Annotated in this window: 13 protein-coding genes; all 13 read left to right on the forward strand. The window is 74.4% G+C overall.

Features of this window, described 5'->3' with window-relative positions; translation table 11 throughout:
- The first annotated feature begins 43 nt into the window (after positions 1–43).
- The gene (locus tag GA0070604_RS09765) at positions 44–1,063 is read left to right on the forward strand and encodes a quinone-dependent dihydroorotate dehydrogenase (protein WP_091117549.1); all 1,020 of its coding nucleotides are present in this window, start codon (positions 44–46) and stop codon (positions 1,061–1,063) included.
- A gap of 55 nt (positions 1,064–1,118) precedes the next feature.
- Entirely contained in the window at positions 1,119–2,393 is a 1,275-nt protein-coding gene (locus GA0070604_RS09770; RefSeq protein ID WP_091117551.1) for an adenosylmethionine--8-amino-7-oxononanoate transaminase, read from the forward strand.
- 162 nt (positions 2,394–2,555) lie between these two features.
- A complete protein-coding gene (pyrF, locus tag GA0070604_RS09775) occupies positions 2,556–3,395 on the forward strand; it encodes an orotidine-5'-phosphate decarboxylase (protein ID WP_091117554.1) in 840 nt (279 codons plus the stop codon).
- Between the two features lie 175 nt (positions 3,396–3,570).
- The gene (gene mihF, locus GA0070604_RS09780; protein ID WP_073835268.1) at positions 3,571–3,888 is read left to right on the forward strand and encodes an integration host factor, actinobacterial type; all 318 of its coding nucleotides are present in this window, start codon (positions 3,571–3,573) and stop codon (positions 3,886–3,888) included.
- Positions 3,889–3,913: 25 nt separating this feature from the next.
- Positions 3,914–4,447: a nucleoside/nucleotide kinase family protein gene (locus GA0070604_RS09785; RefSeq protein ID WP_091117557.1), complete on the forward strand. Its 534-nt coding sequence runs from the start codon at positions 3,914–3,916 to the stop codon at positions 4,445–4,447.
- Between the two features lie 44 nt (positions 4,448–4,491).
- Positions 4,492–4,758 carry a DNA-directed RNA polymerase subunit omega gene (rpoZ, locus tag GA0070604_RS09790; protein ID WP_013285517.1) on the forward strand — a complete coding sequence of 89 codons (267 nt, stop codon included), beginning with the start codon at positions 4,492–4,494 and terminating at the stop codon, positions 4,756–4,758.
- Positions 4,759–4,772: 14 nt separating this feature from the next.
- Entirely contained in the window at positions 4,773–5,981 is a 1,209-nt protein-coding gene (coaBC, locus tag GA0070604_RS09795; protein WP_091117560.1) for a bifunctional phosphopantothenoylcysteine decarboxylase/phosphopantothenate--cysteine ligase CoaBC, read from the forward strand.
- An 83-nt stretch (positions 5,982–6,064) separates the two neighbouring features.
- Positions 6,065–7,270: a methionine adenosyltransferase gene (gene metK / locus GA0070604_RS09800; protein WP_091117563.1), complete on the forward strand. Its 1,206-nt coding sequence runs from the start codon at positions 6,065–6,067 to the stop codon at positions 7,268–7,270.
- Between the two features lie 59 nt (positions 7,271–7,329).
- Positions 7,330–9,246 (forward strand): primosomal protein N', encoded by a 1,917-nt coding sequence (locus tag GA0070604_RS09805; protein ID WP_091117565.1) that lies wholly within the window; start codon positions 7,330–7,332, stop codon positions 9,244–9,246.
- 279 nt (positions 9,247–9,525) lie between these two features.
- Positions 9,526–10,509 carry an AAA family ATPase gene (locus tag GA0070604_RS09810; RefSeq protein WP_091117568.1) on the forward strand — a complete coding sequence of 328 codons (984 nt, stop codon included), beginning with the start codon at positions 9,526–9,528 and terminating at the stop codon, positions 10,507–10,509.
- Between the two features lie 154 nt (positions 10,510–10,663).
- Complete coding sequence (def, locus tag GA0070604_RS09815) at positions 10,664–11,224, forward strand: peptide deformylase (RefSeq protein WP_091117571.1); 561 nt, start codon at positions 10,664–10,666, stop codon at positions 11,222–11,224.
- A gap of 5 nt (positions 11,225–11,229) precedes the next feature.
- Positions 11,230–12,156: a methionyl-tRNA formyltransferase gene (fmt, locus tag GA0070604_RS09820; protein ID WP_091117573.1), complete on the forward strand. Its 927-nt coding sequence runs from the start codon at positions 11,230–11,232 to the stop codon at positions 12,154–12,156.
- Positions 12,153–13,781 carry an RsmB/NOP family class I SAM-dependent RNA methyltransferase gene (locus tag GA0070604_RS09825; RefSeq protein ID WP_244161806.1) on the forward strand — a complete coding sequence of 543 codons (1,629 nt, stop codon included), beginning with the start codon at positions 12,153–12,155 and terminating at the stop codon, positions 13,779–13,781. The genes fmt and GA0070604_RS09825 overlap by 4 nt, the downstream gene beginning before the upstream one ends.
- Positions 13,782–13,950 lie beyond the last annotated feature (169 nt).

A 13,950-nucleotide genomic window follows, 5' to 3' on the forward strand; every position in this document is an offset into this window, starting at 1 on the left:
ACAACAACTTCATGATCGACCCCCGGGGGCGGGGAGGGCGGGCGTGATGTTCGAGCGGGCGGTGCGGCCGTGGTTGTTCCGCGTGGGGGGCGGGGACGCGGAGGCGGCGCACGAGTGGACGTTGGCGCGGCTCGCCGCGGTGTCCCGGCGGCCGGCCATCCTCGCGGGGATGCGGGCCACCTACTTCCGGCGGGCGCCGCGCACCGTGTTCGGGGTGGACTTCCCGAACCCGGTCGGGCTGGCGGCCGGCATGGACAAGAACGGCGTCGCGTTGCCGGCCTGGCCGGCGCTGGGCTTCGGTTTCGTCGAGGTCGGCACGGTCACCGCACACGCCCAGCCGGGCAACCCCCGGCCCCGGCTGTTCCGGCTGCGCGAGAGCGAGGCCGTGGTCAACCGGATGGGCTTCAACAACGCCGGCGCCGAGGCCCTGGCGGCCCGGCTCGCGGCGCTGCCCCGGCCGATCGGCGTACCGCTGGGCATCTCGCTCGGCAAGTCCAAGGTGACCCCGCTGGACGAGGCGGTCGAGGACTATCTGGCGTCCTACCGGGCGTTGCGGGGGCACGGGGACTACTTCGCGGTCAACGTGTCCTCGCCGAACACCCCGGGCCTGCGGTCCCTACAGGACCGGTCCCACCTGGACGCGCTGCTCGCGGCGCTGGTGGGGGAGAAGCCGGTGCTGGTGAAGATCGCCCCGGACCTCACCGAGCCGGCCATCGCCGAGCTGCTGGAGGTCTGCCTCGACCGCGGCGCGGCCGGGGTGATCGCCACCAACACCACCCTGGCCCGGGACGGGCTCGCCGTGGCCGACCGGGCGCGGGGTGGGGAGAGCGGCGGCCTGTCCGGCCGTCCGCTGGCCGGGCGTGCCCGTGAGGTGGTCGCCTTCGTGCAACGGGAGACCGGTGGCCGGCTGCCGGTGATCGGGGTCGGGGGCATCGTCGACCCGGACGACGCCGCTCGGATGTTCGACGCCGGCGCGAGCCTGGTCCAGCTCTACACCGGGTTCATCTACCGGGGCCCGGCCCTGGTCCGGTCGGTCGCCCGGGCGACCGCCGGGGAGCGTTGAGCGGCGGCGGCCCGCCCCGGGGTGGGCCGCGCCACCGCGAGGACAAGGAGAGCGCGTGACACCCGAGGAGATCCTCGCCGTCGACCGCCGGCACGTCTGGCACCCGTACGCGGCGCTGCCGCCGGCCAGCCCGCCGTACGTGGTGGAGAGCGCCGAGGGCGTACGGCTGAGACTGGCCGACGGCCGGGAACTGGTCGACGGGATGTCGTCCTGGTGGGCGGCGATCCACGGCTACCGCCACCCGGTGCTGGACGCCGCCGTCACCGACCAGCTCGGCCGGATGAGCCACGTGATGTTCGGCGGCCTCACCCACGAGCCCGCGGTACGCCTGGCCCAAACCCTGGTCGAGCTGGCCCCGGAGGGCCTGGAGCACGTCTTCCTGGCCGACTCGGGCTCGGTCAGCGTCGAGGTCGCGCTGAAGATGTGCCTGCAGTACCAGCGGGCCACCGGGCGGCCGGAGCGGCGCCGGCTGGGCACCTGGCGGGGTGGCTACCACGGCGACACGTTCCACCCGATGAGCGTCTGCGACCCGGAGGGCGGCATGCACCACCTCTGGGGGGACGTGCTGCCCCGGCAGGTCTTCGCGCCGGTGCCGCCGGGCGGCTTCGACACCCCGCCCGAGCCGGCGTACGAGGCGGCCCTGGTGGAGGCGGTGGAGCGGCACGCCGACGAACTGGCCGCGGTGATCGTGGAGCCGGTGGTGCAGGGCGCCGGCGGGATGCGTTTCCACCATCCGCACTACCTACGGGTGCTGCGCGAGGTGACCCGGGCGCACGGCATCCTGCTGGTCTTCGACGAGATCGCCACCGGCTTCGGCCGGACCGGCGCCATGTTCGCCGCCGAACACGCCGGGGTCACCCCGGACGTGCTCTGCGTCGGCAAGGCGCTCACCGGCGGCTACCTGACCCTGGCCGCCGCGCTCTGCACCCCCGAGGTCGCCCGTGGCATCTCGGCGGACGGGGTGCTGGCACACGGTCCGACCTTCATGGGCAACCCGCTCGCCTGTGCGGTCGCCAACGCCTCCCTGGGCCTGCTGCGGGCCGGAAACTGGGCCGGCCGGGTGGCGGAGATCCAGGAGGGGCTGCGGGCCGGCCTGGAGCCGTTGCGCGGCGTCCCCGGCGTGGCCGACGTACGGGTGCTCGGCGCGATCGGTGTGGTCCAGCTCGACCACGAGGTGGACCTGCCCCGGGCGACCGCCGCCGCGGTCGCGCAGGGCGTGTGGCTGCGGCCGTTCCGCGACCTCGTCTACACCATGCCGCCGTACGTCACCGATCCGGCGGACGTGGCGCGGATCGTCGCCGGCGTCGAGGCGGCGGTCAAGGCCGGCTGAGCCGTATCCCGGCCGTTTCTGGCCGCCGGGTCGCCGACCGGGCCGCGCGGGCCGGGGACGGAACGACCGCCCGCACGGGCGGGGCAGGACGACGACGGCGTGCCCGGGTACCCGTCGACGCGGACCGCGGCGCGACGCCGCGCGAGGAGAAGGAGAGTCGCGATGGAGAGCTTCGGCGCCCGCCTGCACAGGGCCGTGGCCGAGCGGGGACCGCTCTGCGTGGGTATCGACCCGCATCCGGGGCTGTTGGCCCGTTGGGGGCTCGCTGACGACGTCGAGGGCCTCGACCGGTTCAGCCGGACGGTGGTGGAGGCGCTCGGTGACCGGGTCGCGGCGGTCAAGCCGCAGTCGGCCTTCTTCGAGCGCTTCGGGTCGCGAGGAATCGGGGTCCTTGAGTCAACTATCCGACAGTTGCGAAATGCCGGGGCACTCGTTGTCCTCGACGCCAAGCGCGGCGACATCGGGTCGACGGTCAGCGCGTACGCCTCGGCGTACCTTGATCCATCCAGCCCCCTGTATGCCGACGCGGTGACGGCGAGCCCCTACCTGGGAGTAGGTTCGCTCGCGCCGATGTTCGAAGTGGCCGCCGCGCACGGTGGCGGGGTCTTCGTCCTGGCGCTCACCTCCAACCCGGAGGGCGCCACCGTGCAGCGCGCCGTGGGAGCCGACGGGCGGACCGTGGCGCAGACCGTCATCGACGAGATTTCCCAGCTCAACCGGGGTGCCGAGCCGCTCGGCAGCTTCGGTCTGGTGGTCGGCGCGACGGTCGGCGACACCGGCCACGACCTCTCCACGGTGAACGGTCCCCTGCTCGCCCCCGGACTGGGCGCGCAGGGCGCCACGGCCGCCGACCTGCGTACCGTGTTCGGCCCCAGCCTGCCCTCGGTGCTGCCGTCGTACTCCCGGGAGGTGTTGCTCGCCGGGCCGGACCCGGCCGCCCTGCGCGCCGCCGCCGAGCGGGCGCTGGCCGACTGCCGGGCCGCGCTGGCGGTCGGTGACTGACTGACGGCTCGGTCACTTTACGATGATCATCGCGCGCCCACGTTGCCGAAAACTCCGTTGACCGCTAGTTTTCCCCGCGCTGGGAACCACGGACCCCTTTGGTTGCCAGCGACACCACGTTTCACAGAAGCGGCGGAAACTACCGCCCGCCGCGTTAGGGACCTGAGGAGAACTGGTGCCGCTCCCGTCATTGACCCCCGAGCAGCGCGCTGCCGCGCTGGAGAAGGCCGCGGAGATCCGCAAGGCCCGTGCCAAGCTGAAGGAGGACCTCAAGCAGGGCAAGACCAGCCTCGCCACCGTCCTTGAGCAGGCCGAGTCGAACGACGTCGTCGGCAAGCTGAAGGTGTCGGCCGTCCTCCAGGCGATGCCGGGCATCGGCAAGATCCGGGCCACCCAGATCATGGAGAAGCTCAAGATCGCCGACAGCCGTCGCCTGCGCGGCCTGGGCGAGCAGCAGCGCAAGGCTCTGCTTGGAGAGTTCGCCGCCAACTGAACGCCGCACCGTGTAGAAACAAGCGGTGAGCACGGATGACGAGGCGCGCCCGGCGGCTCGGCTCACTGTCCTGGCCGGTCCTTCCGGGGCCGGCGGGGAGAGTGTCGTCGAGCGGGTCCGGGCGCGCTTTCCGTCTCTGTGGGTGCCGGTGGCCGCCACCACCCGACCGGCGTGCCCCGGCGAGGTGGACGGCGTCGACCGGATCTTCCTCGACGCGGCCGAGTTCGATCGGATGATCGCCGCCGACGAGTTGCTGGAATGGTGCCGGATCGGGCCGTACCGGCGCGGGGTGCCGCGGGCGGGCGTGCGGGCCCGGCTCGCCGTGGGACGGCCGGTGCTGCTGCCGCTGGACCTGCCCGGCGCGCTCGCCGTCCGGGCCGTGGTGCCGGATGCGGAGCTGGTGCTGCTCGCCCCGCCGGCGTACCGGCCGGACCCGGCCGTCGCGGCCGCCTTCGCACACGCCGTGGTGCACGACCGCACGGAGCGTGCGGCGGAGGAGCTGGTAGGCTTGCTCGGTTCTTCCTTCCTGGCTCCGGCCCAACCGCGCCCGAGCGGTTGAGAGACCACCGCCCCCGGGCGGTGCACGAGACGCAGAGGTAATTCGTGGGATCCATCGCCACCAACCCCGAGGGCATCACCAACCCGCCGATCGACGAGCTCCTCGAGAAGACGACCTCGAAGTACGCTCTGGTGATCTTCGCCGCCAAGCGCGCGCGCCAGGTCAACGCCTACTACAGCCAGCTCGGTGAGGGCCTGCTGGAGTACGTCGGCCCGCTCGTGGAGACCACCCCGCAGGAGAAGCCGCTCTCCATCGCGATGCGCGAGATCAACGCGGGCCTGCTCACCGCCGAGCCGACCGACCAGCCGTAGCCCCGTCCGCGTCGATGTCCGCCGAGATCGTTCTCGGGGTCGGCGGTGGCATCGCCGCCTACAAGGCGTGTGAGCTGCTCCGACTCTTCACCGAGTCGGGCCACCGGGTCCGGGTCGTGCCGACCGCGTCGGCGCTCCGCTTCGTCGGGGCGCCGACCTGGGCCGCGCTCTCCGGGCAGCCGGTCGCCGACGACGTCTGGTCGGACGTGCACGAGGTGCCACACGTACGCCTCGGGCAGCACGCCGACCTGGTCGTCGTGGCCCCCGCCACCGCCGACCTGCTCGCCAAGGCCGCGCACGGCCTCGCCGACGACCTGCTCACCAACACCCTGCTGACCGCCCGCTGCCCGGTGGTGCTCGCCCCGGCCATGCACACCGAGATGTGGGAGCACCCGGCCACCGTCGCCAACGTGGCGACCCTGCGGTCCCGGGGGGTGCGGGTGATCGAGCCCGCCGTGGGGCGGCTCACCGGCAAGGACACCGGCAAGGGCCGGCTGCCCGACCCCGCGGAGATCTTCGCGGTCGCCCGTCGGGCCCTGGCCCGGGGCGTCGACGCCCCGGCCGACCTGGCCGGCCGGCGCGTGGTGGTCACCGCCGGCGGCACCCGGGAGCCGCTCGACCCGGTGCGCTTCCTGGGCAACCGCTCCTCCGGCAAACAGGGGTACGCGTTCGCCCGTGCCGCCGTCGCGCGGGGCGCCCGGGTCACCCTGGTCTCGGCCAACGTCGCGCTCGCCGATCCGGCCGGGGTGGACCTGGTCCGGGTGGGCACCACCGAGGAGCTGCGCGAGGCGACCCTGGCGGCGGCCGCGGAGGCGGACGTCGTGGTGATGGCCGCGGCCCCCGCCGACTTCCGTCCGGCCAGCTACGCGACCGGTAAGATCAAGAAGGCGGAGGACGGCAGCGCGCCGACCATCGAGCTGGTCACCAACCCGGACATCGCCGCCGAGCTGGGGCAGCGCCGGCGGCCCGGGCAGGTGCTGGTGGTCTTCGCCGCCGAGACCGGTGACGCCGAGGCCAACGGCCGGGCCAAGCTCGCCCGGAAGCGGGCGGATCTCATCGTGATCAATGAGGTCGGCGTGGACAAGGTCTTCGGCGCCGACACCAACGCCGCCACCGTGATCGGTGCGGACGACTCGGTGCACCGGCTGCCCGAACAGCCCAAGGAGGACCTGGCCGATGCCGTCTGGGACCTCGTGCACGCTCGCCTGATTGAGCAATCCTGACGGTTGGCACCTTCCGTTCCCGGGGTCACGCTGGGATCGCGGTGACTAAACTGCCGCCGAGCGACCTTTCTAGAAGTTTTCACATGCTTAGGAGTGCCGTGACACGTCTCTTCACGTCCGAATCGGTCACGGAAGGCCACCCGGACAAGATCGCCGACCAGATCAGTGACGGCATCCTCGACGCGCTGCTCACCCGGGACCCGCACAGCCGAGTCGCGGTCGAGACCCTGATCACCACCGGCCAGGTGCACGTCGCCGGTGAGGTCACCACGAAGGCGTACGCCGACATCCCGACCATCGTCCGGGACACCATCCTGAACATCGGCTACGACTCGTCCAAGAAGGGCTTCGACGGGGCGTCCTGTGGGGTCAGCGTCTCCATCGGCTCCCAGTCGCCGGACATCGCGCAGGGCGTCGACAACGCCTTCGAGCTGCGTACCGGCTCGTCGGAGAGCGCGCTGGACGCGCAGGGCGCCGGCGACCAGGGCATGATGTTCGGCTTCGCCTGCTCCGAGACGCCCGAGCTGATGCCGCTGCCGATCGCGCTCGCGCACCGGCTGGCCCGGCGCCTGGCCGCGGTACGCAAGGACGGCACCGTCCCGTACCTGCGGCCGGACGGCAAGACCCAGGTGACCATCGAGTACGACGGGCTGCGCCCGGTCCGGCTCGACACCGTCGTGGTCTCCAGCCAGCACGCCGCGGACATCTCGCTCGAGTCGCTGCTCACCCCGGACATCCGCGAGCACGTGATCACCCCGGAGCTGGAGGGCCTCGGCCTGGAGACCGACGGCTACCGGCTGCTGGTCAACCCGACCGGGCGGTTCGAGATCGGCGGGCCGATGGGCGACGCCGGCCTCACCGGCCGGAAGATCATCGTCGACACCTACGGCGGGTACGCCCGCCACGGCGGCGGCGCGTTCTCCGGCAAGGACCCGTCCAAGGTGGACCGCTCCGCCGCGTACGCGATGCGCTGGGTGGCGAAGAACGTGGTCGCCGCCGGCCTGGCCGAGCGGTGCGAGGCGCAGGTCGCGTACGCGATCGGCAAGGCGCACCCGGTGAGCCTCTTCATCGAGACCTTCGGCACCGAGACGGTGCCGGTCGCCTCGATCGAGAAGGCCGTCGCCGAGGTGTTCGATCTGCGCCCGGCCGCGATCATCCGGGACCTCAACCTGCTCCGCCCGATCTACCAGCAGACCGCCGCCTACGGCCACTTCGGTCGGGAACTGCCGGACCTGACCTGGGAGAGCACCGACCGGGCGGCCGACCTCAAGTCGGCCGCGGGAGCCTGACCGGCACCAGGCGCAGCGACCGGCGACCCGCTGAGGGGTCGCCGGTCGCTCGTGTCTGCGTGGACCTTCCCCTGGCCCACCTCGACCGGCAGTTCGACTACCTGGTGCCGGCCGAGTTGGACGCCCAGGCGCAGCCCGGGGTACGGGTGAAGGTGCGCTTCGCCGGCCAGCTCGTCGCCGGCTGGCTGCTGGAGCGCGTCGCGGAGTCCGACCACCCCCGCCCCCTGTACCTGGAAAAGGTGGTCTCCCCGGTGCCGGTGCTGGCGCCGGAGGTGGCCCGGCTGGCCCGGGCGGTCGCCGACCGGTACGCCGGCAGCCTCGCCGACGTGCTCCGGCTGGCCGTCCCGCCTCGGCACGCCCGGGTGGAGAAGGAAGACACCGGGCCCTCCGGCCCGGCCGACGGCGGACGCACCCCGGAGGCCGTGGACCCGCGCGGGTGGCGGGACTATCCGGCCGGTCCCGCCCTGCTGCGCGCGCTCACCGACGGGCGGGCGCCCCGCGCGGTCTGGTCGGCCCTGCCCGGCGAGGACTGGGCCGCCCGGTACGCCGACGCGGTCGCCGCCGTGGTCGCCGGTGGCCGGGGCGCGGTCGTCGTGGTGGCTGACGCCCGGGACCTGGAACGCCTCGACACCGCCCTGACCGACGTCCTCGGGCCGGGGCGGCACGTCTGCCTCTCCGCCGCGCTCGGTCCGGCCCGCCGGTACCGGGCCTTCCTCGCCGCCCGGCGGGGCGACGTGCCCGTGGTGATCGGCACCCGGGCGGCGATGTTCGCCCCGGTCGACCGGCTCGGCCTCGTCGCGATCTGGGACGACGGCGACGACCTGCACGCCGAGCCTCGGGCGCCCTATCCGCACGCCCGGGAGGTGCTGCTCACCCGGGCCCAGCTCGGTGAGGCGGCCGCCCTGGTCGGCGGGTACGCCCGGACCGCCGAGGCGCAGCTGCTGGTGGAGACCCGCTGGGCCCGGGAGGTGGTCGCCGACCGGGCGACCGTACGCGCCCGGATGCCGGCGATCGCGCCGACCGGGGACGACCCGCAACTCGCCCGCGACCCCGGGGCGGCCTCCGCCCGGCTGCCCAGCCTGGCGTGGACCGCCGCCCGGGACGCGCTCCGCGCCGACCTGCCGGTGCTGGTGCAGGTGCCCCGCCGCGGCTACCTGCCCTCGATCGCCTGCGCCGACTGCCGTATGCCGGCCCGTTGCCCGCACTGCGCCGGACCGCTCGCCCTGCCCGCCGCCGAAGGCGTCCCGGCCTGCCGCTGGTGCGGCCGGGTCGCCGCCGCGTACGCCTGCCCGGAGTGCGGGGGGCGGCGGCTGCGCGCCGCGGTCACCGGCGCCCGGCGCACCGCCGAGGAGCTGGGTCGGGCCTTCCCCGGCGTGCCGGTCCGCACCTCCGGACGGGAGGAGGTGCTGAGCGTGGTGCCGGGCGGGGCCGGCCTGGTGATCGCCACCCCGGGCGCGGAACCGGTCGCCGACGGCGGCTACGGCGCGGTCCTGCTGCTCGACTCGTGGGCCCTGCTCACCCGGGCCGATCTGCGGGCCGGGGAGGAGGCGCTGCGCCGCTGGCTGGCCGCGGTCGCGTTGGCCCGGCCCGGCGCGGCGGGCGGCCGGGTGGTGGTGGTCGCCGACGGCGGCCTCGCGCCGGTGCAGGCGCTGCTGCGCTGGGACGCGGCCTGGTTCGCCGCCCGGGAGCTGGCCGAACGGCGTGAGCTGGGCTTCCCGCCGGCGGTCCGGATGGCCAGCGTGACCGGTCCGGCGGACGCGGTCGCGGACCTGCTCGCCGGGGCCCGGCTGCCCGCCGGCGCCGAGGTGCTCGGCCCGGTACCCGCCGACGAGGGACGGGAGCGGATGTTGGTTCGGGTGCCCCGGGCCCGCGCCGCCGCCCTCGCCGAGGCGCTGCACGCGGCCGCCGGGCAGCGTACCGCCCGCAAGGCCGTCGATCCGGTCCGGCTCCAGGTCGACCCGCTGAGCCTCTTCTGACCGGCCCGGCGCGGTCGATCCGGGTGAGCCCTGTTGGTCGGCCCGGCACCCCACCGCGCTGACCAGCACGGTTGTCGCACACCTCGTCCGGCAAATGGGTGGAGACCGCGTGATAACATCGCCCGTCATGCCCGGACGCACGATGACTCCAGGTCACGGCGCGGCGTCAGACGCGCCGGGCTGGAGTTGCCGGAGGCTGGCCGCGACACAGGCGGCAGTACGTCGAGCCGGCGCCGAATCGATGATGTCAACCAGCCGGTGAGCAGGGGTGGACCACTCGTGACCGTTCGTCAATCGATCGTCTTCAACGGTGACCTCGGCAGCGGCAAGAGCACCGTTTCCGTCGAGATCGCCAAGCGGCTGGGGCTGCGCCGGGTCAGCGTCGGCGACCTCTACCGGCAGATGGCCCAGGAGCGGCAGATGACCGCCCTCCAGCTCAACCTGCACGCCGAGCTCGACCAGGCCGTCGACGGGTACGTCGACCAGCTCCAGCGGGACATCGCCGCCTCCGGCGAGCGGCTGGTGATGGATTCCCGGCTGGCCTGGCACTTCTTCACCGACGCGCTCAAGGTGCACATGATCACCGAGCCGACCGAGGCGGCCCGGCGGGTGCTCGCCCGCCCGTCCGGCCCGGCCGAGAGCTACACCTCCCTGGAGGAGGCCCGGACCAAGCTCAAGGAGCGCAGCGAGAGCGAGCGCGGCCGGTTCATCGTCCGGTACGGCGTCGACAAGGCCCTGCTGCGCAACTACGACCTGATCTGCGACACCACGCGGGCCAACCCGGAGCAGGTGATCCAGCACGTCATCGACGTCTACGAGGGGCGGCTCGGCGCCGAGGTGCTGCGCGAGGGCAACCCGCTGCTGCTGCTCGACCCGGCCCGGGTCTACCCGACGGAGGACATCGCCACCCTTCGCGGCCTCTGGGACTCCGAGTTCGTGGGTGACGTGGCCGAGGCGGGCGACGAGGCCCTGCCCCCGCTGACCATCGGCTACACCGGTGAGTACTTCTTCGTGGTGGACGGCCACCGGCGGCTCAGCGCCGCCCTGCAGAGCGGTTTCCCGCTGGTTCCCGCCAGGCTGGTGGGCGAGGTGGACGAGCCGGTGGTCGGCGGGATGAGCGCGATCGACTACTTCGCCGCCCAGGCCCGTCCCAGCGTGATCCACGACTGGGCGGCCGCGCACGGTATCCAGCTCCCGCTGCCCGAGCACGCCCTGCTCGGTGGCGACGCGGTGCTCGCGGGGGAGCCGGGCACCGGTGCCTGAGCCGGGCGTCCCGGCCCACACGTCCGTCACTCTCGGTGAGATCGTCGGGGGTGGCGTGGCGTCGGGCACCGATCGCGGCACGCCGGCAGGGGCGGCGGGGGCGACTCCGTAGACTGGTACGGCCGCACCCGTTCCAGACAAGGAGCCACCCCGCGTGACCGTCCAGCCCATCCGTCTGTTCGGGGACCCGGTGCTGCGCACGCCGGCCGACCCGGTAGTCGACTTCGACGCCGAGCTGCGCAGGCTGATCGCCGACCTGACCGACACGATGCGCGATCGGGGCGGTGCCGGCCTGGCCGCGCCGCAGCTCGGGGTGGGCCTGCGGGTGTTCACCTTCGACGTGGACGACGTCGTCGGGCACCTGGTCAACCCGGTGCTGGAGTTCCCCGACGAGGAGGAGCAGGACGGCCCGGAGGGCTGCCTGTCCATCCCCGGGCTCTACTTCGACACCAAGCGTCGGCAGAACGTCATCGCCAAGGGCTTCACCGGGCACGGCGATCCGCTGCAGATCGTCGGCACCGGGCTGATGGCCCGCTGCGTCCAGCACGAGACCGACCACCTCGACGGGGTCCTCTTCGTCGACCGGCTGGATCCGGCCGGCCGGAAGGCGGCCATGAAGGCGATCCGCCAGGCCGAGTGGTACGACCCGGACGCGCCGCCGACCGTCAAGCTCAGCCCGCACGCCGCCGGCAGCCCGTTCGGCCTGGGGCGGTGAGGCGGATGCGTCTGGTCTTCGCCGGCACGCCGGCCGTCGCCGTCCCCGCCCTGGACGCCATCGCCGCGTCCGGCCACGAGCTGCTGGCCGTGGTCACCCGTCCCGATGCGCCGGCCGGGCGCGGGCGGGGTCTGGTCCGCTCCCCGGTCGGCGCGTGGGCCGACGCGCACGGCGTCGAGGTGCTCACCCCGGCGAAGCCCCGCGAGCCCGAGTTCCTGGACCGGCTCCGCGAGCTGGCCCCGGACTGCGTGCCGGTGGTCGCGTACGGCGCGCTGGTGCCGCCGGTGGCGCTGGAGATCCCCCGGCATGGCTGGATCAACCTGCACTTCTCGCTGCTGCCGGCCTGGCGCGGCGCGGCCCCGGTGCAGCATGCCGTGCTGCACGGCGACGAGCTGACCGGAGCCAGTGTCTTCCAGTTGGAGGAGGGGCTGGACACCGGGCCGGTGTACGGCACGGTGACCGACGAGATCCGCGCCACCGACACCTCCGGGGATCTGCTGGACCGGCTCGCCCGGTCGGGCGCCGGACTGTTGGTGGCCGTCCTGGACGCGCTGGAGGCCGGGACCGCCCGGGCCGTGCCGCAGCCCGCCGACGGGGTGTCCCTCGCGCCGAAGCTGACCGTCGAGGACGCCCGGATCCGCTGGGTCGACCCGGCGTTCGCGGTGGACCGCCGGGTTCGCGCCTGCACCCCGGCGCCCGGCCCGTGGACCACGTTCCGCGGCGACCGGGTGAAGCTCGGTCCGGTCACCCCGCTGACCGACGGCCCCGAGCTGAAGCCCGGCGAGCTGCTGGTCGAGAAGTCCCGGGTGCTGGCGGGCACCGCCACGGTCCCGGTGTGCCTCGGTGAGGTGCGGGCGGCCGGCAAGAAGGCCATGTCGGCGAGCGACTGGGCGCGCGGCGCCCGGGTCGCCGCTGGGGAGGTGTTCGAGTGACCGGGACGTCCGAGCCCCGGGGCGACCGCTTCTCGGTCGACGGTCCGCGCGGCGGGTCGGCCGACAGCCGCGACGCCCGCGGGCCCCGGGACAGCGAGCGCGCCGCCGGGCGTGGCTCCCGGTACGGGTCCGGCCCGCGCGCCGACGACGCCGGCCGGTTCGGTGGCGGGCGGTCCCGCGAGGGCCGGCCCGTCGGCGGGGAGCGCGCCGAGCGCCCCGGCCGGCCGGCGCGGGAGGGGCGCTTCGGCGACCGCCGGCCCGCACGGCCGGCCGTCGACCTGCCCCGGCACGTCGCGTACGAGGCGATCGCGGCGGTGCACCGGGACGACGCGTACGCCAACCTGGTGCTGCCGGCGATGCTGCGGGACGAGGGGCTGACCGGGCGGGACGCCGCGTTCGCCACCGAGCTGACCTACGGCACGCTGCGGCACACCGGCACCCTGGACGCGATCATCTCCGACGCGGCCGGCCGGGACGTGCAGCGGATCGACCCGCCGGTGCGGGACGCGCTGCGGCTCGGGGCGTACCAACTCCTGCACACCCGGGTGCCGGCGCACGCGGCGGTCTCCTCCACGGTGGACCTGGTGCGGGCCGTCGGCCCCGGGGCCACCGGCTTCGCCAACGCGGTGCTCCGCGAGGTGGCCACCCGCGACCTTGACGGCTGGGTGGCCAAGCTCGCCCCGTCGGCGGAGACCGACCCGATCGGCCACCTGGCGTTGGCGTACAGCCATCCGCAGTGGATCGTCCGGGCGTTCGCCGAGGCGCTCGGCGGCGACCTGGGCGAGACCGCGCGCCTGCTGATCGAGGACAACGAGCGCCCGCCCGTACACCTGTGCGCCCGCCCGGGCCTGGCCGATCCGGTGGAGCTGGCCGACGAGGTCGGCGGCGCCCCGGGCGCCTTCTCGCCGTACGCGGTCTATCTGTCCGGCGGTGCGCCGGGGGACCTGCCGGCGGTGGCCGAGGGGCGCGCCCATGTCCAGGACGAGGGTTCCCAGCTGGTGGCGAACGTCCTCGCGACCGCGCCGCTGGACGGCCCGGACGGCCGCTGGCTGGATCTGTGCGCCGGCCCGGGCGGCAAGGCCGGCCTGCTCGGCGCGCTCGCCGCGCAGCGCGACGCCCGGCTCACCGCGGTCGAGGTCGCCGAGCACCGGGCCCGGCTGGTCGCCCAGGCCACCCGGGGCCTGCCGGTGAACGTGCTGAACACCGACGGGCGGACGGTCGGTGCCGACCCGAAGCTGCCGGAGGGGCACTTCGACCGGGTGCTGGTCGACGCCCCGTGCACCGGGCTCGGCTCGCTGCGGCGCCGGCCGGAGTCCCGCTGGCGGCGCCAGCCGTCGGACCTGCCGCCGCTGACCCGCCTGCAGCGGGAGCTGCTCACCGCGGCGTTGCGGGCGGTCCGGCCCGGCGGGCTGGTCGCGTACGTCACCTGTTCCCCGCATGTCGTGGAGACGCACGTGACGGTGACCGAGGCGTCACGTCGCTGCGGCTTCCCGGTCGACTTCGTCGACGCCCGGCCACTGCTGCCGGCCGGCATGCCGGGGCTCGGGGACGGGCCCACGGTGCAGTTGTGGCCCCAACGCCACGGCACCGACGCCATGTTCCTGGCCCTCCTCCGCAAGGGCTGACCCCCACCCCCCGCCCCCCACCCTGACAAGTTGATCAAGGAGTTCGCGTCAGGAAACTGACGCGCCGCGACGCAAACTCCTTGATCAGCGGGCGGGGGCGTGGTGGTGGGGGGTGGGGCCATCCTGGCGGGGGAGTGGGTACGCGGGATGGGGTGTTCCGTTGACTCGG

It is taken from the genome of Micromonospora eburnea (assembly GCF_900090225.1).
Lineage (GTDB): Bacteria > Actinomycetota > Actinomycetes > Mycobacteriales > Micromonosporaceae > Micromonospora > Micromonospora eburnea.

What these genes read in the sequence shown, in the direction of transcription:
- pyrF (WP_091117554.1), top strand. Translation starts at nt 2,556, where the DNA reads ATGGAGAGCTTCGGCGCCCGCCTGCACAGGGCCGTGGCCGAGCGGGGA.
- coaBC (WP_091117560.1), top strand. Translation starts at nt 4,773, where the DNA reads ATGTCCGCCGAGATCGTTCTCGGGGTCGGCGGTGGCATCGCCGCCTAC.
- metK (WP_091117563.1), top strand. Translation starts at nt 6,065, where the DNA reads ATGCTTAGGAGTGCCGTGACACGTCTCTTCACGTCCGAATCGGTCACG.
- fmt (WP_091117573.1), top strand. Translation starts at nt 11,230, where the DNA reads ATGCGTCTGGTCTTCGCCGGCACGCCGGCCGTCGCCGTCCCCGCCCTG.